Below are 24535 nucleotides of genomic sequence, written 5' to 3' on the forward strand. Positions count from 1 at the left end.
GTGTTATGATGATGGAGTCTTGTGCTCTTAGTCTAGCTCTGGTCTACCGCTAGGACTTATGTCCTAGCGGGAACACTCATCATAAGATGATAAGGTAGACGCTTGTTTACGAAATTGTTTTTTACTTAAGAACAATTTCGTAAGCAGGCGTTTTTGAGTATTTTATTAAGAAATATGCTATACTATTGAAAAAGAAAATCGACAATGTTCATTTTTTCAAAAATATTCTATAAAGAGGTTATGAGCCAATATATTATCAGTTTCAAGTTCTAAACTAGCGACTTGGTAAAAATACTAGCCTGGTACAAGATCAACTAAGAGATTTTTTTAGGATTTCAACTTGGATAATTGTTCACTATTAAGTGATTTAGTTATTCTATCCTCCTTTTTCATTTTATTTTTGTCCAAAATGGATATCGTTCTGTGTTAGAAATGGAGTTTAATCATGAAAGCTATTATTACTGTTGTTGGTAAAGATAAATCTGGAATTGTTGCAGGTGTTGCGACAAAAATTGCTGAATTAGGCTTAAATATTGATGATATCTCACAAACAGTCTTAGACGAATTCTTTACTATGATGGCTGTGGTATCTAGTGATGAAAAACAAGATTTTACACATCTTAGAAACGAATTTGAGGTTTTTGGTCAGACTTTGAATGTCAAAATCAATATTCAAAGTGCAGCTATTTTTGATGCTATGTACAATATCTAGGAGGTATTTATGGATATTAGACAAGTTACCGAAACAATCGCCATGATTGAGGAGCAAAACTTTGACATTAGAACCATTACCATGGGGATTTCCCTTTTGGACTGTATCGATCCAGATATCAATCGTGCTGCAGAAAAAATATATGAAAAGATTACTACAAAAGCAGCTAATTTAGTAGCTGTTGGGGATGAAATTGCGGCTGAGTTGGGCATTCCCATCGTAAATAAACGGGTATCAGTTACTCCAATTTCCTTGATTGGTGCTGCTACCGATGCGACGGATTATGTAGTCTTGGCTAAAGCACTGGATAAAGCTGCGAAAGAAATTGGTGTTGACTTCATTGGTGGTTTTTCAGCCTTGGTACAAAAGGGTTATCAAAAAGGTGATGAAATCCTTATCAACTCCATTCCTCGTGCTTTGGCAGAAACGGATAAGGTTTGTTCATCAGTAAATATCGGTTCTACCAAATCGGGCATCAATATGACTGCAGTAGCGGATATGGGACGCATTATCAAGGAAACAGCTTCTTTATCTGATATGGGGGCGGCTAAATTGGTTGTATTTGCCAACGCGGTAGAGGACAATCCTTTTATGGCAGGCGCTTTTCATGGTGTTGGTGAAGCAGATGTCATCATCAATGTCGGTGTTTCTGGTCCAGGTGTTGTTAAACGTGCCTTGGAAAAGGTTCGTGGTCAGAGCTTTGATGTTGTTGCTGAAACTGTTAAAAAGACAGCCTTCAAGATTACCCGCATTGGTCAATTAGTCGGTCAAATGGCTAGTGAGCGACTTGGAGTTGATTTTGGAATTGTCGATCTGAGTTTGGCTCCAACTCCAGCAGTGGGTGATTCTGTAGCCCGTGTCCTTGAGGAAATGGGGTTAGAGACAGTTGGGACTCATGGAACGACTGCTGCCTTGGCTCTCTTGAACGACCAAGTTAAAAAAGGCGGAGTGATGGCTTGCAACCAAGTTGGTGGTTTGTCTGGTGCCTTTATCCCAGTTTCTGAGGACGAGGGGATGATTGCTGCTGTGCAAAATGGCTCCCTTAATTTGGAAAAGCTAGAAGCTATGACGGCTATCTGTTCAGTTGGTTTGGATATGATTGCCATTCCTGAAGATACACCTGCAGAAACGATTGCAGCAATGATTGCGGATGAAGCTGCTATCGGAGTCATCAATATGAAAACAACTGCTGTACGTATTATTCCAAAAGGAAAAGAAGGCGATATGATTGAATTTGGTGGTCTTTTAGGAACAGCTCCAGTCATGAAGGTCAACGGTGCATCATCTGTTGATTTCATTGCACGTGGAGGGCAAATCCCAGCTCCAATCCATAGTTTTAAAAATTAAAAAGAAATTGAATCTGTTTAAGTTGGGTTTAAGGATAGACCTGTATACTACTATCATTAAATAAAGACCTCCTAACTTTATTTAATTAAAATCCTAACTTTTTCATAATAATCTCCTACAAAAGTCACTCCAAAGGGTGACTTTTGTTTTATCTCAAGAGAAAATAAAGAAAGTAGCATGTTCAAATTTGTAAATTTGTTCAAAAATAAGATGATTTAAAGGATAAAACCAGTTTTTTCATTCTGTAAAATGGGCTAAAACCTTGCTATGATTGGCTTTTTGAAAAATTATGGTATAATAGTAGTAGTTTTAATAGATGGAGTTGAATTTTGAAAAAACGCTTTCGTGTAAAAAAAGAGAAAGATTTTAGTGCAATATTTAAAAAAGGGGAGAGTTTTGCTAATCGTAAATTTGTTATTTATCGATTAGAAAATAATGAACAGCATTTTCGAGTTGGCCTATCTGTCAGTAAAAAATTAGGAAACGCTGTCACGAGGAATCAGATCAAGAGAAGAATTCGACATATTCTGATTGAACATAAAAATCAGCTGGTTGAAAATGTAGATTTTGTTGTGATTGCTCGAAAAGGTGTTGAAATCTTGGACTACGCGGAAATGAAAAAAAATCTACTTCACGTATTAAAGTTATCAAAGATTTACCAGGAAGGAAATGGGAGTGAAAAAGAAATTACAGTTGACTAGCTTAGTGGTGCTTGCTTTATTTGTGATGAGCGCCTGCACGGCTAATGGTACGACGAGTGAGATTACAGCTGAATCAACAGGTTTTTGGAGTAAATTTGTTTATTTTTTTGCTGAAACCATTCGCTTTTTATCATTTGATACAAGTATTGGTCTGGGGATTATTTTATTTACCCTTCTAATCAGAACCATTCTTTTACCAGTCTTTCAGATACAAATGGTGGCATCTAGAAAGATGCAAGAAGTACAACCACTGGTTAAGGAGTTGCGAGAACGTTATCCGGGACGGGATATGGAGAGCCGTACCAAGTTAGACCAAGAAATGCGTCAGTTGTTCAAGCAACATGGTGTCAAACAGTCAGCTTCTCTTTGGCCAATCTTAATCCAAATGCCAGTCTTGTTGGCCTTGTTCCAAGCTTTGAGTAGGGTAGAATTTCTAAAAACGGGTCATTTCTTATGGATTAACCTTGGTGGTGTTGATACGACTTTTGTTTTGCCTATTCTGGCAGCTATCTTTACTTTCCTTAGCACCTGGTTATCCAATAAGGCCATGGTTGAGAAAAATGGCGCCATGACAGGGATGATGTATGCAATGCCAGTCATGATTTTCTTCTTTGCCATGTATTCACCAAGTGGGGTTGCCTTATACTGGGCGGTATCCAATGCTTATCAGGTGCTCCAAACCTATCTGCTCAACAATCCATTCAAGATTATTGCAGAGCGTGAGGCGGGAGTACAGGCTAAGAAGGATTTAGAAATCAAGAAGAGAAAAGCTCTCAAGAAAGCACAGAAAAAGAAAAAGTAAGGAGGAATCTTGTAATGGTATTATTTACAGGTTCAACTGTTGAGGAAGCAATCCAAACGGGATTGAAGGAATTGGGGATTCCTAGAATGAAGGCGCATATCAAGGTTGTCTCAAGGGAGAAAAAAGGATTCTTTGGCCTTTTTGGGAAGAAACCAGCGCAAGTTGATATCGAAGCAATTAGTGAGACAACTGTTGTGAAGGCAAATCAGCAAGCAGTTAAGGGAGTTCCAAAGGAAGTTAATGCTAAGAACGAACCCGTTAAGACTGTTAGTGAAGCAACAGTAGACTTAGGCCATGTTGTTGAAGCAATCAAGAAAATCGAGGAAGAAGGACAAGGGATCTCTGAAGAAGTTAAGGCCGAAATTTTAAAAAATGAGAAAGAAGCTAGTACAATTTTAGAGGAGACTGGTCATATTGCCATTCTAAAAGATTTACTGCCTGAAGAATCTAAAGAGCAGGAAGAAGTCGAGCAGAATGATGATTTAGAAAATCTAGGTTTGAAGATTGAACCGACCTATGATATTGACCAGGTGGTCGAAGAAGTGACCAACTATGTTCAAGGTATTATTGATGATATGGATGTTGAGGGAGCAATTTCAAGTACCTCAAATCGCCGTTCTATCAATATGCAAATTGATACTAATGAACCAGGCCGTATTATCGGTTACCATGGTAAGGTTTTGAAATCTCTCCAGCTTTTAGCGCAAAATTATCTTTATAACCGCTATTCAAGAACCTTCTATATTACCATCAATGTTAATGATTATGTAGAGCACCGTGCAGAAGTCTTGCAGAGCTATGCACAGAAGTTAGCTACACGTGTCCTAGAAGAGGGGCGTAGTCAGGTGACTGATCCAATGTCTAGTAGCGAACGTAAAATCATCCATCGTATTATTTCACGTATGGAGGGTGTCACTAGTTATTCAGAAGGTGATGAACCAAATCGTTACGTTGTGGTTGATACAGAATAATCAAAGCAAAATCAGGGGCACCCTGATTTTTTGCTAGCTAAGGGAGGTTGATCCTATGTTGAATACAATGAGAGAATATCTAGCTTACTCTGGTTTACAGTATCAAAAACCCGAGAAGGCAGGTCAAGAAGCTGAAAATATGCTTTATTTGAGAAGCAAGGGGCAGGAGGCCAGAAAGGTCTTTACACACTTAGCCAAGGCTTTTCAAGAAAGACATCCAGAATGGGATCTCCAAGGGACGAGTCAGTGGATGAATCAAGCCCAACGTTTGCGACCACATTTCTGGGCCTATTTACAGTGTGAGGGGGAAGTGACAGAGCCTATGTTGGCTCTTCGTTTGTATGGAAGCCCTTCTGATTTTGGAGTTTCACTAGAAGTTAGTTTTATCGAACGTAAGAAGGATGACCGAACTTTAGACAAACAGGCCAAGGTCCTAGAAGTTCCAGTGGTAGAAGGAATTTATTATCTAGTCTATTCAGATGGAGAAAGTCAAAAGATGGAGGCTACTGAGGAAAATCGTCAAATTTTAAGAGAAAAATTATCCCATCAGGAAGTCCGAAAGGTTTTAGTGAAGGTAGATGTTCCAGTGACAGAAAATTCATCTGAAGAAGAAATCCTAGAAGCCCTACTGGAATCTTATGAAACAATTCTTCCCTTTTATCTAGCTACGAGAAAATAAGATAAGCCGTAAAATATCATAAATCATACAGTCCAAGAGTGAACAGTCCGCTGTGTAATTCTTGGTCTTTTTGTTTCCGTTTTCACATTATATAATAAACTTACAAAAACAATTCAAAAGGAGAACAATTATGGAAGTCATTTCAAGTGTTCTAAATTGGTTTTCTAGCAATATTTTGCAGAATCCCGCATTTTTTGTAGGTTTATTGGTGCTAATAGGATATGCACTTTTGAAAAAACCTGCTCATGACGTTTTCTCAGGTTTCGTTAAAGCAACAGTAGGTTATATGTTGCTCAACGTGGGTGCTGGTGGTTTGGTTACAACCTTCCGCCCAATCTTGGCAGCCCTTAACTACAAATTCCAAATTGGTGCAGCGGTTATTGACCCTTACTTTGGACTTGCTGCAGCAAACAACAAAATTGCAGCAGAATTTCCAGATTTCGTCGGAACTGCAACAACAGCTCTATTGATCGGTTTTGGAGTAAATATCTTGCTTGTAGCTCTACGCAAGATTACGAAAGTAAGAACCCTCTTTATTACTGGTCACATCATGGTACAACAAGCTGCGACTGTATCTCTTATGGTTCTATTCTTAGTCCCACAATTGCGAAATGCTTATGGTACAGCAGCAATCGGTATCATCTGTGGCCTTTACTGGGCAGTTAGTTCAAATATGACTGTTGAGGCAACTCAACGCTTGACTGGTGGTGGCGGATTTGCGATTGGTCACCAACAACAATTTGCAATCTGGTTTGTAGATAAAGTGGCAGGACGCTTTGGTAAGAAAGAAGAAAGTCTAGACAATCTTAAATTGCCTAAGTTCCTCTCAATCTTCCATGATACAGTTGTTGCCTCTGCTACTTTGATGCTCGTATTCTTCGGAGCCATTCTTTTAATCTTGGGTCCAGACATTATGTCTAATAAAGAAGTCATCACTTCAGGAACTCTATTCAATCCTGCAAAACAAGATTTCTTTATGTACATTATCCAAACAGCCTTCACCTTCTCAGTTTACTTGTTCGTTTTGATGCAAGGTGTCCGCATGTTCGTATCTGAGTTGACAAATGCCTTCCAAGGTATTTCAAACAAATTGTTGCCTGGTTCATTCCCAGCGGTTGACGTTGCAGCTTCTTATGGATTTGGTTCTCCAAACGCTGTCTTGTCTGGATTTGCCTTTGGTTTGATTGGTCAATTGATTACAATTGTCTTGCTCATCGTCTTTAAAAACCCTATCCTTATTATTACAGGATTTGTACCAGTGTTCTTTGATAATGCAGCCATCGCGGTCTATGCTGATAAGCGTGGCGGATGGAAAGCAGCCGTTATCCTATCCTTCATTTCAGGTGTCCTCCAAGTTGCTCTAGGAGCTCTCTGTGTAGCCCTTCTCGACTTAGCATCTTACGGTGGTTACCATGGAAATATCGACTTTGAATTCCCATGGCTTGGATTTGGTTATATCTTCAAATACCTCGGTATTGTTGGTTATGTACTTGTATGTCTCTTCTTGCTCGTTATTCCTCAACTTCAATTTGCAAAAGCAAAAGATAAAGAGAAATATTACAAGGGTGAAGTTCAAGAAGAAGCTTAGTATCTAGAAAAGGAGAAAATAAAATGGTTAAAGTATTAGCAGCGTGTGGAAATGGAATGGGTTCATCTATGGTTATCAAGATGAAGGTTGAAAATGCCCTCCGTAAGCTTAATCAAACAGACTTTACAGTCAATTCATGCAGTGTCGGTGAAGCAAAAGGTTTAGCAGCAGGCTATGACATCGTAATCGCTTCTCTTCATTTAATCCAAGAATTGGAAGGTCGGACTAATGGGAAGTTAATTGGGCTTGACAACTTGATGGATGATAAAGAAATCACTGAAAAACTCAGTCAAGCACTACAGTAAAAGGTTGGAGGGGGCTGGACAGAAACTGAGAGTTATCGTTTCTGTCCTTCTCCCTCTTTAAATAAAGGAGGCAGATATGAATTTAAAACAAGCTTTAATTGACAATGACTCGATCCGACTAGGGTTAGAAGCTAAGGATTGGAAAGAAGCAGTCAGGGTAGCAGTAGATCCCTTGATTGAAAGTGGGGCGATTTTGCCAGAGTATTACGATGCTATCATCGAATCAACTGAAGAGTATGGGCCTTATTATATTTTAATGCCAGGTATGGCTATGCCCCATGCTAGACCTGAAGCTGGAGTGCAAAGAGATGCCTTTTCATTGATTACCTTACAAAATCCGGTTGTATTTTCAGATGGGAAAGAGGTCTCTGTTTTGCTTGCACTAGCGGCAACAAGCTCAAAAATTCACACGAGTGTAGCTATTCCACAAATCATTGCCTTATTTGAATTAGAAGATTCTATTGCACGTTTACAGGCTTGCCAGACTAAAGAAGATGTCTTGGAAATGATCGAAGAATCTAAGGATAGCCCTTATCTTGAAGGATTGGATTTGGAAAGTTAGAAAGAGGAATAAAGAAATGACAAAAAGAATACCTAATTTACAAGTTGCATTAGACCATTCAGACTTGCAAGGAGCGATTAAAGCAGCTGTTTCTGTTGGTCAGGAAGTAGATATTATCGAAGCTGGAACTGTTTGCTTGCTTCAAGTTGGAAGTGAACTGGTTGAAGTCTTGCGCAGTCTTTTCCCAGATAAGATTATTGTGGCAGATACAAAATGTGCTGATGCTGGTGGAACAGTTGCCAAAAATAATGCCGTTCGTGGAGCAGATTGGATGACTTGTATCTGTTGTGCAACCATCCCTACTATGGAAGCAGCTCTAAAGGCTATCAAGGCTGAACGTGGGGACCGAGGCGAAATCCAGATCGAGCTTTATGGTGATTGGACTTTTGAACAAGCTCAGCTTTGGCTAGATGCTGGTATCTCACAAGCTATTTATCACCAATCTCGTGATGCCCTTCTTGCTGGTGAAACTTGGGGTGAAAAAGACCTTAATAAGGTTAAAAAACTCATTGACATGGGCTTCCGAGTTTCTGTAACAGGTGGTCTAGATGTAGATACTCTCAAACTCTTTGAAGGCGTTGATGTCTTTACCTTTATCGCAGGTCGTGGAATTACAGAGGCGGCGGATCCAGCAGGAGCAGCGCGTGCCTTCAAGGATGAAATCAAACGAATTTGGGGGTAAACCATGGCACGTCCAATTGGAATTTATGAAAAGGCAACCCCGACACACTTTACTTGGCTAGAACGTTTAAATTTTGCCAAGGAGTTAGGCTTTGATTTTGTCGAGATGTCTATTGACGAACGTGATGAGCGTTTAGCAAGACTTGACTGGAGCAAGGAAGAGCGCTTGGAAGTTGTCAAAGCGATTTATGAAACTGGAGTTCGTATTCCTTCTATCTGTTTTTCAGGTCATCGTCGCTACCCATTGGGATCAAATGATCCAGTTCTAGAGGAAAAATCTCTGGAACTCATGAAAAAATGTATCGAATTAGCTCAGGATTTGGGAGTTCGTACGATTCAATTAGCTGGTTACGATGTTTACTATGAGGAAAAGTCACCCCAGACACGCCAACGTTTTATCAAAAATTTGAGAAAAGCTTGTGACTGGGCTGAAGAAGCTCAGGTGCTACTTGCCATTGAAATTATGGATGATCCTTTTATCAATAGCATCGAAAAATACTTGGCTGTAGAGAAAGAGATTGACTCTCCCTATCTCTTTGTCTATCCAGATATTGGTAATGTGTCTGCATGGCATAATGATGTCTACAGTGAGTTTTATCTCGGCCATCATGCTATTGCAGCTCTTCATCTCAAGGATACTTATGCAGTGACAGAAAGTTCAAAGGGCCAATTCCGAGATGTACCTTTCGGGCAAGGTTGTGTCAAATGGGAAGAAGCTTTCGATATTTTAAAGCAAACCAATTATAATGGTCCTTTCCTAATCGAAATGTGGTCTGAAAATTGTGAAACTGTAGAAGAAACACGTGCAGCCATTCAAGAGGCCCAAGCCTTTCTCTACCCACTAATTAAGAAAGTAGGTTTGATGTAAGATGAATCAAGTAATCAATGCTATGCGTAAACGAGTCTGTGATGCCAATCAATCATTGCCAAAACATGGACTTGTTAAATTTACCTGGGGCAATGTATCGGAAGTCAATCGCGAACTCGGTGTCATTGTTATCAAACCATCAGGTGTGGATTATGACGAATTGACACCTGAAAATATGGTGGTAACTGACCTGGATGGCAAGGTTCTAGAAGGAGATCTAAGACCATCTTCGGACCTCCCAACTCATGTGCAGTTATATAAGGCTTGGCCAGAGATTGCTAGTGTGGTCCATACCCATTCGACAGAAGCTGTTGGTTGGGCTCAGGCAGGTCGTGATATTCCTTTCTATGGAACAACCCATGCGGATTATTTCTACGGTTCAATCCCTTGCGCTCGTAGTTTGACTAAGGATGAAGTAGAAGTAGCCTATGAAAAAGATACTGGCCTAGTTATCGTAGAAGAGTTTGAACGTCGTGGTCTCAACCCTGTTGAAGTACCAGGGATTGTCGTACGTAATCACGGTCCATTCACCTGGGGCAAAAACCCAGAGAATGCTGTCTATCACTCTGTTGTATTAGAGGAAGTATCTAAGATGAATCGCTTTACAGAGCAAATCAATCCAAGAGTTGAACCTGCTCCTCAGTACATCCTAGAAAAACACTACCAACGTAAACATGGACCAAATGCTTATTACGGTCAAAAGAAATAAGAAATTGAATTGAAAAGAGGCTAGGACCTTTCGATCCAAGCCTCGCTTTTGTAGTTGTCAGTATCCACTGTTAAGAGTTTACAGCATATAATTGCAAAGTCTGTACGAATGTGATACCATTATAAAGTTGTTTTGGAAGCGATTGACAAATAGAGGAGTATGAATTATGGTTTTAGATAAGGCGAGCTGTGACTTGCTTCAATATTTGATGGATCAAGAAACGTCCAAAACGATTATGACGATTTCAAAAGATCTGGCTCAATCTCGAAGAAAAATCTACTATCACATTGATAAAATCAATGATGCTTTGGACGATGAGAATTTGCATATCATCAGTCTGCCTCGGATTGGTATTTACTTGACCGATGAACAAAGAGAAGCTTGTCGTCAATTATTAGACGAAGTTGATTCTTATGATTACATCATGAGTGCCAACGAGCGGATGCAGCTGATGCTCCTTCTGATTGGTATTTCCAAAGAGAGAATCACTCTTGAAAAACTCATGGAATTAACAGAAGTCTCTCGAAATACGGTCCTAAATGATTTAAATACTATTCGTTACCAACTAACCTTGGAGCAGTATCAAGTAACGCTTCAAGTTAGTAAATCTCGAGGCTATTATCTAAATGCGCACCCTCTTAATAAAATCCAGTATCTTCAATCCCTTCTCTATCATATCTTTATGGAGGAAAATCCAGCCTTTGTTGCTATTTTAGAGGAAAAAATCAAGGAGCGATTAGACGGTGAGATGCTTCTTTCCGATGAGGTCAATCAATTTCTCAAAAAACAGGTTCCATTGGTTGAGCAGGATTTGGGGAAAAAAATAAACCATCACGAAGTCACCTTTATGTTACAGGTCCTTCCCTATCTTCTACTAGGGTGTGATACCGTTACTCGAAATCAAGATAAACATCAAGAAATTGATCAAGAATTTTCATTGATTCGAAAGAGGATAGAATACCAGGTGTCTAATAAACTAGGAGAACGCTTGTTTGAAACATTTGGCATCTCGTTTTCAGAATTAGATAGATCTCTGTTAGCTATTCTTTTGTTATCCTATCGAAAAGATCGAGACATCCATGCAGAAAGTAAAGATTTTCAACATTTGAGAATGGCTTTAGAAGAGTTTATTTGGTATTTTGAATCCCAAACCAGAATGGAGATTGAACAGAAAGAAGACTTATTGAGGAATCTTGTGATTCATTGTAAGGCGCTATTATTCAGAAAGAACTATGGGATTTTCTCAAAAAATCCTTTAACTCGGCAGATTCGTTCCAAGTATAGTGAACTTTTCGTAATTACAAAAAAATGTGCTGAAGTACTAGAAGAAACCTGGCAGATTCGATTGACGGATGATGAGATTGCCTATTTGACCATTCACGTTGGAGGATTTTTAAAGTATACTCCATCGATTCAAAACAATTTCAAGAAGATTTATATTGTGTGTGATGAAGGAGTGGGCGTTTCTAAACTCTTACTTAAACAATGTCGATTCTATCTTCCAAATGAACAGATAGGGGCAGTCTTTACAACTGAGCAGTTCAAAAGCGTAGAGGATATTACTCAGGTTGATTTACTGATCACAACAAACGATGAACTTGAGAGTCGCTTCCCTGTATTAAAGGTAAATCCTATACTTGAGGCAGAAGATATTTTACGCATAACAGACTTTATGAAGAATAAGGTCCTTAGAAAAGACGGTCGAACCTTCAAGGACAATCTATCAACCATTATCGGCACCTATATATCTGATAAACACGTTGCAGCAAAATTACAGGAAGAAATTCAACTCTTAATCAACCAAGAATTAGTCATACAAGCTTTTTTAGATGAATCATAAATATCACAGTCCAATGATGAACACAAACCTGTGTTTTTCTTGGTCTTTTTTAATATTTCGGTCGGTGTTATACTAAGTATGAAATGAAAACTTGAACAAAATATGGAGGATTTCAAATGCCAAACGTAAAAGAAATTACAAGAGAATCATGGATTTTAGCTACTTTCCCAGAGTGGGGAACATGGTTGAACGAAGAAATCGAAGAAGAAGTCGTGCCTGAAGGCAACTTTGCCATGTGGTGGCTAGGTAACTGTGGTACTTGGATTAAGACACCAGGTGGTGCTAACGTTGTCATGGACCTTTGGTCAAACCGTGGAAAATCAACCAAAAAAGTGAAAGATATGGTTCGTGGACACCAAATGGCAAATATGGCAGGTGTTCGTAAATTGCAACCAAACTTGCGTGTTCAACCAATGGTTATTGATCCATTTGCAATTAACGAACTAGATTACTACTTGGTTTCACACTTCCACAGTGACCATATCGACCCATACACAGCTGCAGCGATTCTCAACAATCCTAAGTTAGAGCATGTTAAGTTTATCGGTCCTTACCATTGTGGTCGAATCTGGGAAGGCTGGGGTGTTCCAAAAGAACGAATCATCGTTGTGAAGCCAGGTGATACTATCGAACTAAAAGACATGAAGATTCATGCAGTAGAATCATTTGACCGTACTTGCTTGGTAACTCTACCAGTAAATGGAGCTGACGAAACAGGTGGTGAACTTGCTGGGTTGGCTGTTACAGATGAAGAAATGGCTCAAAAGGCTGTTAACTATGTCTTTGAAACACCAGGTGGAACCATCTATCATGGTGCGGATTCTCACTTCTCAAACTACTTTGCGAAACATGGTAAAGACTTCAAAATTGATGTTGCTTTGAATAACTATGGTGAAAACCCAGTAGGTATCCAAGATAAAATGACCTCTATCGACCTACTTCGCATGGCAGAAAATCTACGTGCTAAAGTCATTATCCCAGTTCACTATGATATCTGGTCTAACTTCATGGCTTCTACGAATGAAATCCTAGAACTTTGGAAAATGAGAAAAGATCGCTTGCAATACGATTTCCATCCATTTATCTGGGAAGTTGGTGGTAAATACACTTATCCTCAAGACCAACACTTAATAGAATATCATCACCCACGTGGTTTTGATGACTGCTTCGAACAAGACTCAAATATCCAATTCAAAGCCTTGCTTTAATATAAAAATTTTTTCTGGAGGTTATCCGTATGTTGCACGATACGGATAATTTTCATATAATAGTACAAATAGAATATGTGATAGACCTATCACCTCAAAGAGAAAGGAAATTCTATGTCAAATCTATCTGTTAATGCGATTCGTTTTCTAGGTATTGACGCTATCAATAAAGCCAACTCAGGTCACCCAGGGGTGGTTATGGGAGCTGCACCGATGGCATACAGCCTATTCACTAAAGAACTTCGTATCAATCCAGCTCAACCAAACTGGATTAACCGCGACCGTTTCATTCTTTCAGCTGGTCACGGATCAATGCTTCTTTATGCCCTTCTCCACCTTTCTGGTTTTGAAGATGTGAGTATGGATGAAGTGAAGAACTTCCGTCAATGGGGGTCTAAAACTCCAGGTCACCCAGAATTTGGTCATACAGCAGGGGTTGATGCAACAACAGGTCCTCTAGGACAAGGGATTGCGACTGCGACAGGTTTTGCACAAGCAGAACGTTTCCTTGCAGCTAAGTACAACCGTGAAGGTTATAACATCTTTGACCACTATACTTACGTTATCTGTGGAGATGGTGACTTGATGGAAGGTGTCTCAAGTGAAGCTGCTTCTTATGCAGGCTTGCAAAAACTAGACAAGTTGGTTGTTCTTTATGATTCAAATGATATCAACTTGGATGGTGAGACAAAAGATTCATTCACAGAAAGTGTTCGCGATCGTTACAATGCCTACGGTTGGCATACAGCCTTGGTAGAAGATGGAACAGATTTAGAAGCTATTCATGCTGCTATTGAAGAAGCTAAGGCTTCAGGCAAACCATCTTTGATCGAAGTGAAAACTGTTATTGGATATGGTTCTCCAAACAAACAAGGGACTAATGCCGTACACGGTGCTCCTCTTGGTGCAGACGAAACTGCAGCAACTCGCCAAGCCCTTGGTTGGGAATACGAACCATTTGAAATCCCAGCAGAAGTTTATGCTGATTTCAAAGAAAATGTTGCAGACCGTGGCGCATCAGCCTATGAAGCATGGACAAAACTAGTCGCAGATTACAAAGAAGCTCATCCAGAACTTGCTGCAGAAGTGGAAGCAATTATCGAAGGACGCGATCCAGTTGAATTGACTCCAGAAGACTTCCCAGCTTTAGAAAATGACTTCTCTCAAGCGACGCGTAACTCAAGTCAGGATGCCTTGAATGTTGTGGCTGCTAAATTGCCAACCTTCCTTGGTGGATCAGCAGACCTCGCTCATTCAAATATGACTTACATCAAAACTGACGGACTTCAAGATGATGCAAATCGCTTAAATCGTAACATCCAGTTTGGTGTTCGTGAATTTGCAATGGGTACTGTCTTGAACGGAATGGCTCTTCACGGTGGACTTCGTGTTTATGGTGGAACATTCTTTGTATTCTCAGACTATCTTAAGGCAGCGGTTCGATTGTCAGCTCTACAAGGTCTTCCTGTAACTTATGTCTTCACCCACGATTCAATCGCAGTTGGTGAAGATGGTCCAACTCATGAACCAATTGAGCACTTGGCGGGTCTTCGTGCGATTCCAAACCTCAATGTTTTCCGTCCAGCAGATGCGCGTGAAACTCAAGCAGCTTGGTATCAAGCAGTGAAGAGCGAGAAAACACCGACCGTTCTCGTCTTGACTCGTCAAAACTTGACTGTTGAGGAAGGAACAGACTTTGACAAGGTTGCGAAAGGTGCTTACGTTGTCTATGAAAATGCAGCAGACTTTGACACTATCTTGATTGCAACAGGTTCAGAAGTGAATCTTGCTGTTGCAGCTGCTAAAGAATTGGCAAGTCAAGGTGGCAAAGTTCGCGTAGTCAGCATGCCATCTACAGATGTATTTGACGCACAAGATGCAGCCTACAAAGAAGAAATCTTACCAAATGCAGTTCGTCGCCGTGTAGCAGTCGAAATGGGAGCAACTCAAAATTGGTATAAATACGTTGGTCTTGATGGAGCAGTTCTTGGTATTGATACCTTTGGAGCATCTGCCCCAGCACCAAAAGTTTTAGCAGAATATGGATTTACAGTTGAAAACTTAGTAGAAATTGTAAACAACTTGAAATAAGAAAAATCAGGGCATTTGCTCTGGTTTTTTATTGCCCCAAAACTAGGGTGCAATCTTGTAAAAACAAGTGAAATTTGATATAGTAGTTTTATCTGAATTACAAAGGAGTAAAAAATAATGGGTGGGAATTTAACATTCTTGATTATGCTTGTTTTGATGTTCGGCTTGATGTTCTTCATGCAACGTTCTCAAAAGAAACAAGCTGAAAAACGTATGGAGAGCCTCAACAAACTTCAAAAAGGCTACGAAGTCATCACTATCGGTGGTCTCTACGGTACAGTCGACGAAGTTGATACTGAAAACAAAACGATTGTACTTGATGTAGACGGAGTATACTTGACTTTCGAATTAGGTGCAATTAGAACAGTTTTGCCAGTCAAAGAAGCTGTCACACCTGAAGGTGCAGTTATCGAAGAAGGCAGTGCTATTGAAGAATAAAACGGGGTGGAATGCATTCCCGTTTTTCTATAAGTGAGAGGAAGAGTAATGAAAAAAATTGCTTTTGTCTGTCTTGGTAATATTTGTCGCAGTCCTATGGCGGAATTTGTGATGAAATCCTTGACCGATAAATATGAGATTCAAAGTCGAGCGACTTCTTCCTGGGAACACGGTAATCCAATCCACAAAGGGACGCAAGGCATCTTTCGAAGTCATGGCGTTCCTTATGATACTTCAAAAACTTCCCAACAAATTTCTAAAAAAGATTTTGAGTATTTTGACTATATCATTGGGATGGATGAGTCTAATCTCGCTGATTTGCGTCAGATGTGTCCACAGGATCAACAATACAAGATACAGCCTTTTGCATCTGAAAGCGTTCCAGATCCCTGGTATACAGGTGATTTTGAAGAAACTTATGACCGAGTTTTAACTGGTTGCCAGGCTTGGTTAAGTCGCTTAGAAAATGAGAGTGAACATGGAAAATTTAAAAAAACTCTATGAAAAATATAGTGTCTATTTAACACGTCCCCGTTTAGAAATTGCGACAGTGATCGTCATTGTTGTCTGTGCAGGTCTCGTATTTCTGACCAATTTTCCAAAACAGGGCGTTCTTAAGTTTGATAACGATGCTATTATTTATGACGGGAGCCTAGTTCGTGGTAAGATGAATGGTCAGGGCACTGTTACCTTCTCAAACGGTGATACCTATACTGGAGAATTTAGCAATGGTGCCTTCAATGGTAAAGGCACCTACCAAGCCAAAGCAGGTTGGGTATATGAGGGAGACTTTGTAAATGGCCAAGCTGAAGGAAAAGGAAAACTGACTACAGAACAAGAAGTAGTCTATGAAGGGGACTTCAAACAAGGTTTATTTCAACAAGCACAATAACCTCCTCCTAGAAGGAGGTATTCTTCCAGAACGCTAGAAAGCGCTTACATGGAAATAAAAACGGCTTACAAGACTGTTTTACAACTAAGTTTGTGAAAAATAAAACTTTTATGAAATAATTCACAAACTTTAAGTGAAAAAGTGCATGTATGGGTATATTTAAAATTGTTTTCACAAACAAATAAAAAAAGTTTGTGAAATGTCTATGAAACTGTTTACAAACGTTTAAAAAAGAGTTATAATAAACTTGTGAAAAAATTAACAAAGGACTTACAATCCTTGAAAGCTATGGAGGAAAATATGGCTGATAAAAAAACTGTAACACCAGAAGAAAAGAAACTCGCTGCTGAAAAGCATGTCGATGGTTTGGTGCAAAAAGCTTTAGTTGCTCTTGAAGAAATGCGTAAACTCGACCAAGATCAAGTCGATTATATCGTAGCAAAAGCTTCAGTTGCAGCACTTGATGCTCACGGAGAATTGGCTTTACATGCCTTTGAAGAAACAGGACGTGGAGTATTTGAAGATAAAGCAACTAAAAACCTATTTGCTTGTGAGCACGTAGTAAATAACATGCGCCACACTAAAACAGTTGGTGTTATCGAAGAAGATGATGTCACAGGATTGACTCTTATCGCTGAACCAGTTGGTGTTGTTTGTGGTATCACTCCAACAACAAACCCTACTTCAACAGCAATCTTTAAAGCGTTGATTTCATTGAAGACTCGTAATCCTATTGTTTTTGCATTCCACCCATCAGCTCAAGAATCATCAGCTCACGCAGCTCAAATCGTTCGTGATGCAGCGATTAAAGCAGGTGCTCCTGAAAACTGTGTACAGTGGATTACTGAACCATCTATGGAAGCAACTAGTGCATTGATGAACCACGAAGGTATTGCAACAATCCTTGCAACAGGTGGTAATGCCATGGTTAAAGCGGCATACTCATGTGGTAAACCAGCTCTTGGGGTAGGTGCCGGAAACGTTCCAGCTTATGTTGAAAAATCAGCTAACATCCGCCAAGCTGCTCACGATATCGTAATGTCTAAATCATTTGACAATGGTATGGTCTGTGCATCTGAACAAGCGGTTATCATTGATAAAGAAATTTACGATGAATTTGTAGCAGAGTTCAAATCTTACCATACTTACTTTGTAAACAAAAAAGAAAAAGCACTTCTTGAAGAGTTCTGCTTCGGCGTAAAAGCAAACAGCAAAAACTGTGCTGGTGCAAAATTGAACGCTGACATCGTTGGTAAACCAGCAACTTGGATTGCGGAACAAGCAGGATTTACTGTTCCAGAAGGAACAAACATTCTTGCTGCAGAATGTAAAGAAGTTGGTGAAAACGAGCCATTAACTCGTGAAAAATTGTCACCAGTTATCGCAGTTTTGAAAGCTGAAAGCCGTGAAGATGGTATTGCTAAAGCTCGTCAAATGGTTGAATTTAACGGTCTTGGGCACTCAGCAGCCATCCATACTGCCGATGAAGAATTGACTAAAGAATTTGGTAAAGCTGTTAAAGCTATTCGTGTTATCTGTAACTCACCTTCTACTTTCGGTGGTATCGGGGACGTTTACAATGCCTTCTTGCCATCATTGACACTCGGATGTGGTTCTTACGGACGTAACTCAGTTGGGGATAACGTTAGCGCCATTAACCTCTTGAACATCAAAAAAGTCGGAAGACGGAGAAATAACATGCAATGGATGAAACTTCCTTCAAAAACATACTTTGAACGTGATTCAATTCAATACCTTCAAAAATGTCGTGACGTTGAGCGTGTCATGATCGTTACTGACCACGCTATGGTAGAGCTTGGCTTCCTTGATCGTATCATCGAACAACTTGACCTTCGTCGCAATAAGGTTGTTTACCAAATCTTTGCAGATGTAGAACCAGATCCAGATATCACTACAGTTGAACGTGGTACTGAGATTATGCGCTCTTTCAAACCAGATACAATCATCGCTCTTGGTGGTGGATCACCAATGGATGCTGCTAAAGTTATGTGGCTCTTCTACGAGCAACCAGAAGTGGATTTCCGTGACCTTGTACAAAAATTCATGGATATCCGTAAACGTGCCTTCAAATTCCCATTGCTTGGTAAGAAGACTAAATTCATCGCGATCCCAACTACATCTGGTACAGGATCTGAAGTAACTCCATTTGCCGTTATCTCTGATAAAGCAAACAACCGTAAATACCCAATCGCTGACTACTCATTGACACCAACTGTGGCAATCGTAGACCCTGCTTTGGTATTGACAGTTCCTGGATTTGTAGCCGCTGATACTGGTATGGACGTATTGACTCACGCAACTGAAGCTTACGTATCACAAATGGCTAGCGACTATACTGACGGTCTTGCGCTTCAAGCTATCAAACTTGTATTCGAAAACCTTGAAAGTTCAGTTAAGAATGCAGACTTCCACTCACGTGAGAAAATGCATAATGCTTCAACAATCGCTGGTATGGCCTTTGCCAATGCCTTCCTAGGTATTTCTCACTCAATGGCTCACAAGATTGGTGCGCAATTCCACACAGTTCACGGACGTACAAATGCAATCTTGCTTCCATACGTTATCCGTTACAACGGTACTCGCCCAGCTAAGACAGCTACATGGCCTAAGTACAACTACTACCGTGCAGACGAGAAATATCAAGATATCGCTCGTATGCTTGGACTTCCAGCTTCTACACCAGAAGAAGGGGTGGAATCTTACGCAAAAGCTGTCTACGAACTTGGTGAGCGCGTAGGTATCCAAATGAACTTCAAAGCACAAGGTATTGACGAAAAAGAATGGAAAGAACATTCACGTGAATTAGCCTTCCTTGCTTATGAAGACCAATGTTCACCTGCAAACCCACGTCTTCCAATGGTTGACCATATGCAAGAAATCATCGAAGATGCTTACTATGGTTACAAAGAAAGACCAGGACGCCGTAAATAATTGATTATCAGCCAAAACCGAGGGTAAACCTCGGTTTTTTTATGCTTAAAGAATATATTTTTATTAAGAAATGCATAGAATTGGAGTAGGCTGCAAGGCTAAGTAAAGAAATGAAAATATTACCAAAGCTTATCAGAAAAACAAGGCCAGCGCTTGCAATTAAACTCAAATAGTTATATAATAGGTATGTTGAAAGGTGATTTGTAGTGATTCAAGTTACTCTTTTCACAATAAAATTTTCATGATTTTCATAAGGAGGAAATCACTAATGGTAGTTAAAGTTGGTATTAACGGTTTCGGACGTATCGGTCGTCTTGCTTTCCGCCGTATCCAAAACGTAGAAGGTGTTGAAGTTACTCGCATCAACGACCTTACAGATCCAGTTATGCTTGCACACTTGTTGAAATATGACACAACTCAAGGTCGTTTCGACGGAACTGTGGAAGTTAAAGAAGGTGGATTTGAAGTTAACGGTAAATTCATCCGTGTTTCTGCTGAACGTGATCCAGAACAAATCGACTGGGCTAACGACGGTGTAGAAATCGTTCTTGAAGCTACTGGTTTCTTTGCTAAGAAAGCAGCTGCTGAAAAACACTTGCACCCAGGTGGAGCTAAGAAAGTTGTTATCACTGCTCCTGGTGGAAACGACGTTAAAACAGTTGTATTCAACACTAACCACGATGTCCTTGATGGTACTGAAACAGTTATCTCAGGTGCTTCATGTACTACAAACTGCTTGGCTCCAATGGCTAAAGCTCTTCAAGACAACTTTGGTGTTGTAGAAGGATTGATGACTACTATCCACGCTTACACTGGTGACCAAATGATCCTTGACGGACCACACCGTGGTGGTGACCTTCGTCGTGCTCGCGCTGGTGCAGCAAACATCGTTCCTAACTCAACTGGTGCTGCTAAAGCTATCGGTCTTGTAATCCCAGAATTGAACGGTAAACTTGACGGATCTGCACAACGCGTTCCAACTCCAACTGGATCAGTTACTGAATTGGTAGCTGTTCTTGAAAAGAACGTTACTGTTGATGAAGTGAACGCAGCTATGAAAGCAGCTTCAAACGAATCATACGGTTACACAGAAGATCCAATCGTATCTTCAGATATCGTAGGTATGTCTTACGGATCATTGTTTGACGCAACTCAAACTAAAGTTCTTGACGTTGACGGTAAACAATTGGTTAAAGTTGTATCATGGTACGACAACGAAATGTCATACACTGCACAACTTGTACGTACTCTTGAATACTTCGCTAAAATCGCTAAATAATTCTTGAGTTGATAAAAGCAAGGCCAACTGGTCTTGCTTTTATTGTATCTATAAGAAAAAATGGATGATAGTGTCATCCATTTTGGTTTAATTCTCTTTCAAATGTGTCTGATAGCGCAGTAAAGCTTAATTTGTTTAAGGTCAGAGGATGAACAAAGGAAAGTTTAAATGCATGAAGCATTAGTCTTTTAGTTTTTGAATGTGGATTGTAGAGAGGGTCTCCAAGGATTGGATGTCCGTGGTGAGATAGATGAACTCGAATCTGATGAGTTCGCCCTGTTTTTAATCGACAACGAAGAAGACTGGTCTTGTTTTGAAATTGTTTCAATCGAGTTACATGAGTTTCAGCATATTGACCATTTTTTTGATCCACCACCCGTTTTCTACGATCGTGACGATCGCGACCGATTTTGTCTCGAAAGACAAGCTCTTTAGTTCTTATTTTTCCCTCAACCAGAGCCCAGTATTCGCGGGAGATTTCTTTTTTCTCCAATAATCGATTGAGGATGGGCAGTATAAATGGATTTTTAGCAAATAGTACGAGTCCACTTGTTTCTTTGTCTAGTCTGTGAACGACATAGCAAGTCTGGCCTACATAGGCGGTGACATGGTTGAGAAGAGCAATCTCATCTGGTTGATTGCCGTGAGTCTTCATACCTTCAGGTTTGTTGACGATGATTAAATGTTGGTCTTGGTAGACTTCTTGGACAAGATTAGGATTCCCCCAAACAATTTCTTTTGTAGGATAATCCTCCTCATCGAAAATCAGTTGACATTCATCTCCGGATTTGACAGTTTGATGCCAGTGGACTTCTTCTTGATTGATGAGAATGTGCTTTTTAATTCTCAAGAAATGCCGTATTTTTCTTGGAATGAGTAGTTGCTCCTCCAAGAAGACTTTGACAGTCATTTCAGGAAGAGAATCAGGGATAACAAAGGTAAATTTCATACAGATATTGTAACAAAAAATAGATTATTTGGATAGAGAAACTAGCTAAATTCTTGTCTTCCTATGGGGAAGATGATAAAATAAACGCATGAAATTAGATACATTATTTGAAAAGTTTCTTTCTTTATTTAAAAAAGAAGAATCTGAAATAGCAGAAATAGAAATCGATGAAGTTAATGATGAAGTTAACAACGAAGAAAATACCTCGACTAATTTAAGACGGTCAAGAGGTGGGCGAAAGAAAGTTGGCCAAGTCGGACCCATTCGAAAATTTTGGCGTCGCTATCATCTGACCAAAATCTTTCTAATTCTTGGACTAAGTGCAAGCTTGTTTGTTGGGGTCTATCTATTTGCCTTGGCTAAATCGACAAATGTTACAGACTTGCAGAATGCTTTGAAAACACGAACGGTGATTTTTGATAGAGAAGAGAATGAGGCTGGTGCTTTATCAGGCCAAAAAGGGACCTATGTTGAGCTCTCGGAAATTAGTGAAGACTTGCAGAATGCTGTTATTGCGACAGAAGATAGAAGCTTCTATAAAAATAGTGGAATTAACTATAGTCGCTTTTTCCTAGCTATCCTAACAGCTGGTCGCTCGGGTGGTGGTTCTACAATTACCCAACAGTTAGCGAAAAATGCTTATCTTTCACAAGACCAAACTGTTCAGAGAAAGGCTAAAGAATTCTTCCTTGCTTTAGAATTAACCAAAAAATACAGTAAAAAAGAAATTCTAACCATGTATTTGAACAATGCCTACTTCGGTAATGGAGTTTGGGGTGTTGAGGATGCTAGTAAGAAGTACTTTGGAGTTTCGGCATCAGAATTAACTCTTGATGAAGCCGCCACTTTAGCAGGTATGCTTAAAGGCCCAGAATTGTACAATCCTCTGAATTCCATTGAGCATTCAACTAATCGAAGAGATACTGTATTGCAAAATATGGTGGCTGCCGGCTACCTTGATAAAAATAAGGAAGCAGAAGCAGCAAGTGTTGATATGGCTTCTCAATTGAAAGATAGTTATGAAGGGAAAATATCAGACTACCGTTATCCTTCTTATTTTGATGCAGTTGTTAATGAAGCTATTGAAAAGTATAATCTAACAGAGGAAGAAATCGTTAATAATGGTTATCGAATTTATACGGAGCTAGATCAAAATTACCAAGCAAATATGCAGGTTATCTATCAAAATATTTCGCTCTTTCCGACAGCTGAAGATGGGACACATGCAGAGTCTGGTAGTGTCGCTTTGGAGCCAAAAACAGGTGGAGTTCGAGGAGTTGTTGGTCGAGTGGCAGGGGATGATAAGACAGGTTTCAGGAATTTTAACTATGCAACCCAATCCAAAAGAAGTCCAGGGTCTACTATTAAACCTTTGATAGTGTATACACCAGCGGTTGAAGCGGGTTGGTCTCTTAATAAGGAGTTGGATAATCATACCATGCAATATGGTGATTATAAAGTAGACAACTACGCAGGAATCAAGACATCACCAGAAGTTCCAATGTATCAAGCCTTAGCCGAGTCTCTAAATCTTCCTGCTGTAGCGACAGTCAAGCAACTTGGTATCGATAAGGCTTTTGAATCAGGTGAAAGATTCGGACTTGATTTAACGAATGTTGATCGTGTGCTAGGTGTAGCTCTAGGTGGTGGGGTGGAGACAAGTCCGCTACAAATGGCGCAGGCTTATGCAGCATTTGCGAATGAAGGGATAATGCCTGAAGCTCACTTTATCACCCGAATTGAAAATGCTAGCGGACAAGTGATTGCAAGTCATAAAAATTCTCAAAAACGTATAATAGATAAGTCAGTAGCTGATAAGATGACCAGTATGATGTTAGGTACTTTTACAAATGGTACAGGAATAAGCTCATCACCAGATGACTATGTCATGGCTGGGAAAACTGGTACAACTGAAGCAGCTTTTAACCCAGTATATACAAGTGACCAGTGGGTTATCGGATATACGCCTGATGTGGTGATAAGTCATTGGCTTGGTTTCCCGACTACGGACGAAAATCATTATCTGGCAGGTTCGACTTCGAATGGTGCTGCTCACATTTTTAGAAGTATGGCGGAAACAATTCTTCCTTATACACCAGGCAGCACTTTTACAGTTGAAAATGCTTATAAAATGAATGGTATTGCACCAGAAAATACACCTAAACAAACTACCAGTGATACTAGTGCACAGTCTGATGATATCCTATCAGATATTCGTGGACGGGCGCAAAATCTGGTCGATGAAGCAGGAAAAGCTATTTCAGATGCTAAGATTAAAGAAAAAGCTCAGACAGTTTGGGATACCATTGTAGATCTCTTTCGCTAATACGTTTATAAGCTAAAAGACAAGGATTCAAATCTTTGTCTTTTTTTACTCTCACATGTCAGTATTCACAATTGCCATAACATTAGAGAGTAAAAACAGCACAAGACAGAAACCAAAACCCCTCTTTCCCCCTTTCTCTGCTATACTACAAGCAGAGAAAGGGGGAAAGCAAATGCTTGAGAAATATTATGCAAAGGTAAAAGGAATTGTTCATAAATGTAGAAAAGACTACTATCTCCACCTGTGGGAGAAAGAGGATTGGGACCAAGAAGGCATGATCTGTCTCCATGAACTTCTAGAAAAGCATCCAGAACTAGTGGAAGAAGAAAAGAAACTCTACGTCTACTTCAAAACAAAATTTCGCAATCGAATCCTTGATAGTGTCAGAAAACAAGAGAGTCAAAAACGTCGCCTAGACCGGATGGCCTATGAAGAAGTAGGGGAGATTAGCCATCGACTACCAGAAGGAGGATTGTGGTTGGATGATTACTACGCCCTTCATGAATTGTTGGATACATATAGAAGAAAATTACCACAAGATAAACAAGAAGCCTACGAACGCCTCTGGGCAGACGAACGTTTTAAAGGCCGCAAAGCCCTTCTCAGAGAGCTGAAGGAAGTAATTCAGGAGAAAT

At 39.8% G+C, this 24535-nt stretch carries 23 protein-coding genes; 22 read left to right on the forward strand and 1 reads right to left on the reverse strand.

Annotation, left to right across the window (positions count from 1 at the left end; translation table 11 throughout):
* Nucleotides 1–445: 445 nt before the first annotated feature.
* The 20 genes from RQ973_RS07580 (at nt 446) to gap (ending at nt 20625) form a co-directional block, all read left to right on the forward strand.
* The gene (locus RQ973_RS07580; protein WP_000644115.1) at nt 446–712 is read left to right on the forward strand and encodes an ACT domain-containing protein; all 267 of its coding nucleotides are present in this window, start codon (nt 446–448) and stop codon (nt 710–712) included.
* A 9-nt stretch (nt 713–721) separates the two neighbouring features.
* On the forward strand, nt 722–2059 hold the full coding sequence (locus tag RQ973_RS07585) for a PFL family protein (protein WP_049504880.1): 1338 nt from the start codon (nt 722–724) through the stop codon (nt 2057–2059).
* A 329-nt stretch (nt 2060–2388) separates the two neighbouring features.
* Nucleotides 2389–2760 carry a ribonuclease P protein component gene (gene rnpA / locus RQ973_RS07590; RefSeq protein ID WP_153224692.1) on the forward strand — a complete coding sequence of 124 codons (372 nt, stop codon included), beginning with the start codon at nt 2389–2391 and terminating at the stop codon, nt 2758–2760.
* On the forward strand, nt 2735–3562 hold the full coding sequence (locus tag RQ973_RS07595; protein ID WP_281335381.1) for a YidC/Oxa1 family membrane protein insertase: 828 nt from the start codon (nt 2735–2737) through the stop codon (nt 3560–3562). Before rnpA ends, RQ973_RS07595 begins: the two co-directional genes overlap by 26 nt.
* Before the next feature lie 14 nt (nt 3563–3576).
* The gene (gene jag, locus RQ973_RS07600; protein WP_049504883.1) at nt 3577–4533 is read left to right on the forward strand and encodes an RNA-binding cell elongation regulator Jag/EloR; all 957 of its coding nucleotides are present in this window, start codon (nt 3577–3579) and stop codon (nt 4531–4533) included.
* A gap of 55 nt (nt 4534–4588) precedes the next feature.
* Nucleotides 4589–5212, forward strand: a complete 624-nt coding sequence (locus RQ973_RS07605; protein ID WP_311523467.1) for an HI_0552 family protein — start codon at nt 4589–4591, stop codon at nt 5210–5212.
* A gap of 130 nt (nt 5213–5342) precedes the next feature.
* Nucleotides 5343–6800, forward strand: a complete 1458-nt coding sequence (locus RQ973_RS07610; RefSeq protein ID WP_049548841.1) for a PTS ascorbate transporter subunit IIC — start codon at nt 5343–5345, stop codon at nt 6798–6800.
* 23 nt (nt 6801–6823) lie between these two features.
* Nucleotides 6824–7105: a PTS sugar transporter subunit IIB gene (locus tag RQ973_RS07615; protein WP_000241466.1), complete on the forward strand. Its 282-nt coding sequence runs from the start codon at nt 6824–6826 to the stop codon at nt 7103–7105.
* 76 nt (nt 7106–7181) lie between these two features.
* Nucleotides 7182–7667: a PTS sugar transporter subunit IIA gene (locus RQ973_RS07620; protein WP_311523468.1), complete on the forward strand. Its 486-nt coding sequence runs from the start codon at nt 7182–7184 to the stop codon at nt 7665–7667.
* A gap of 16 nt (nt 7668–7683) precedes the next feature.
* Nucleotides 7684–8349, forward strand: a complete 666-nt coding sequence (locus RQ973_RS07625; protein WP_049548839.1) for a 3-keto-L-gulonate-6-phosphate decarboxylase UlaD — start codon at nt 7684–7686, stop codon at nt 8347–8349.
* A gap of 3 nt (nt 8350–8352) precedes the next feature.
* A complete protein-coding gene (locus RQ973_RS07630) occupies nt 8353–9216 on the forward strand; it encodes an L-ribulose-5-phosphate 3-epimerase (RefSeq protein WP_311523469.1) in 864 nt (287 codons plus the stop codon).
* 1 nt (nt 9217) lies between these two features.
* A complete protein-coding gene (locus RQ973_RS07635; RefSeq protein ID WP_006153388.1) occupies nt 9218–9925 on the forward strand; it encodes an L-ribulose-5-phosphate 4-epimerase in 708 nt (235 codons plus the stop codon).
* Nucleotides 9926–10091: 166 nt separating this feature from the next.
* Nucleotides 10092–11765, forward strand: a complete 1674-nt coding sequence (locus RQ973_RS07640) for a transcription antiterminator (protein WP_311523473.1) — start codon at nt 10092–10094, stop codon at nt 11763–11765.
* Between the two features lie 116 nt (nt 11766–11881).
* A complete protein-coding gene (gene ulaG, locus RQ973_RS07645; RefSeq protein WP_006153413.1) occupies nt 11882–12973 on the forward strand; it encodes an L-ascorbate 6-phosphate lactonase in 1092 nt (363 codons plus the stop codon).
* Between the two features lie 114 nt (nt 12974–13087).
* Nucleotides 13088–15064 carry a transketolase gene (tkt, locus tag RQ973_RS07650; protein ID WP_311523476.1) on the forward strand — a complete coding sequence of 659 codons (1977 nt, stop codon included), beginning with the start codon at nt 13088–13090 and terminating at the stop codon, nt 15062–15064.
* A 117-nt stretch (nt 15065–15181) separates the two neighbouring features.
* Nucleotides 15182–15502, forward strand: a complete 321-nt coding sequence (gene yajC / locus RQ973_RS07655; RefSeq protein ID WP_000509386.1) for a preprotein translocase subunit YajC — start codon at nt 15182–15184, stop codon at nt 15500–15502.
* Nucleotides 15503–15550: 48 nt separating this feature from the next.
* Nucleotides 15551–16006: a low molecular weight protein-tyrosine-phosphatase gene (locus RQ973_RS07660; RefSeq protein ID WP_311523479.1), complete on the forward strand. Its 456-nt coding sequence runs from the start codon at nt 15551–15553 to the stop codon at nt 16004–16006.
* Nucleotides 15981–16394, forward strand: a complete 414-nt coding sequence (locus RQ973_RS07665; RefSeq protein ID WP_311523481.1) for an MORN repeat-containing protein — start codon at nt 15981–15983, stop codon at nt 16392–16394. The genes RQ973_RS07660 and RQ973_RS07665 overlap by 26 nt, the downstream gene beginning before the upstream one ends.
* Nucleotides 16395–16694: 300 nt before the next feature.
* Nucleotides 16695–19346 (forward strand): bifunctional acetaldehyde-CoA/alcohol dehydrogenase, encoded by a 2652-nt coding sequence (gene adhE, locus RQ973_RS07670; protein ID WP_045762481.1) that lies wholly within the window; start codon nt 16695–16697, stop codon nt 19344–19346.
* A 268-nt stretch (nt 19347–19614) separates the two neighbouring features.
* Nucleotides 19615–20625 (forward strand): type I glyceraldehyde-3-phosphate dehydrogenase, encoded by a 1011-nt coding sequence (gene gap / locus RQ973_RS07675; RefSeq protein WP_000260668.1) that lies wholly within the window; start codon nt 19615–19617, stop codon nt 20623–20625.
* Between the two features lie 73 nt (nt 20626–20698).
* Here gap and RQ973_RS07680 read toward each other — a convergent pair whose 3' ends face one another.
* Nucleotides 20699–21574: an RluA family pseudouridine synthase gene (locus tag RQ973_RS07680; protein WP_311523485.1), complete on the reverse strand. Its 876-nt coding sequence runs from the start codon at nt 21572–21574 to the stop codon at nt 20699–20701.
* 88 nt (nt 21575–21662) lie between these two features.
* Between RQ973_RS07680 and pbp2a the strand changes: the two genes are divergently transcribed.
* A complete protein-coding gene (pbp2a, locus tag RQ973_RS07685; RefSeq protein WP_311523486.1) occupies nt 21663–23900 on the forward strand; it encodes a penicillin-binding protein PBP2A in 2238 nt (745 codons plus the stop codon).
* Nucleotides 23901–24072: 172 nt separating this feature from the next.
* A partial coding sequence (locus tag RQ973_RS07690) for a sigma-70 family RNA polymerase sigma factor (protein ID WP_311523487.1) occupies nt 24073–24535 on the forward strand: 463 nt, incomplete at its 3' end.

The organism is uncultured Streptococcus sp., assembly GCF_963511325.1.
In the GTDB taxonomy this organism is placed as follows: domain Bacteria; phylum Bacillota; class Bacilli; order Lactobacillales; family Streptococcaceae; genus Streptococcus.